Source organism: Morganella morganii H1r, from assembly GCF_000633515.1.
Classification (GTDB): domain Bacteria; phylum Pseudomonadota; class Gammaproteobacteria; order Enterobacterales; family Enterobacteriaceae; genus Morganella; species Morganella morganii_B.
In genome coordinates this window covers 1-962 of the sequence record NZ_AYMP01000111.1, presented here as the reverse complement: position 1 = coordinate 962, position 962 = coordinate 1, and the positions used below count along the sequence as shown (strand labels likewise).

Genomic DNA, 962 nt, shown 5'->3' with positions numbered 1-962 from the left:
AATTTATTAAACCACTACACACGGAGTCTCAGCAGGCAATGCATGCCTTACACCGGGTCAGAGAATCACTTGTCAGCGACAGGGTCAAAACCACAAACCAGATACAGGCATTTTTACTGGAGTTTGGTGTCAGCGCCCGAAAAGGTCCGACGCTGATAAAGGGTCTGGCAGAAATCATGGAGACAAACAATCTCCCGCCTTATATGACCAGTTTGCTGCAAAAGCTACGCGAACATTACGATTATCTTGTTGCTCAAATTAAAGACCTGGAGATCCAACTGCAACTATCCCTTGACGAAGACGAAGCAGGTCAGCATTTGCTCTCCATACCCTGCGTCGGCCCGTTAACCGCAAGCCTGCTCTCCACACAGTTGGGAGACGGAAAACAGTACGGCAGCAGCCGGGATTTTGCGGCCTCAACAGGTCTGGTTCCGCGCCAGTACAGCACTGGGGGGCGGACTACCCTGCAGGGTATCAGCAAGCGGGGAAATAAAAGACTGCGGGCATTGCTGGTCCAGTGTGCCCGAGTATATCTGAGGACGCTGGAGCACCGGACAGGCAAACTTGCCGACTGGGTCAGAGAATTATTGCTGCGAAAAAATAATTTTGTAGTGACCTGCGCTCTGGCAAACAAGCTGGCCAGAATCGCCTGGGCACTGACAGCCAGACAACAATCATTTGAGGCGTAATTAGCTGATGTATTTATATATTTCAACCGTGTGACTTATCTGGTTTTGCGAATACTGATTATTGATGGTATCAACGGCTAACCGGCCTGATGAAAAACCTGTGGTTAGGAATGGCAGACAGAATGCCGCTCAAGTTTATAAGGTTCAACAGGCGCGGAACTCATCGAGGCGCAGGCTAAAGGCCTATGAAGACGCCGGATAGATTCATGCAAGCCAACCATATTGTCAAAATCGGTGTTGCAAAAACGGGAGTGACCATAGATTCCTAACCAT

Annotated in this window: 1 protein-coding gene; it reads left to right on the top strand. The window is 49.4% G+C overall.

What is annotated here, in order from left to right; translation table 11 throughout:
* Positions 1-689, top strand: a 689-nt coding sequence (locus U868_RS0123220; protein ID WP_025155361.1) for an IS110 family transposase, incomplete at its 5' end; no start/stop codon positions are given.
* Between the last annotated feature and the right edge of the window lie 273 nt (positions 690-962).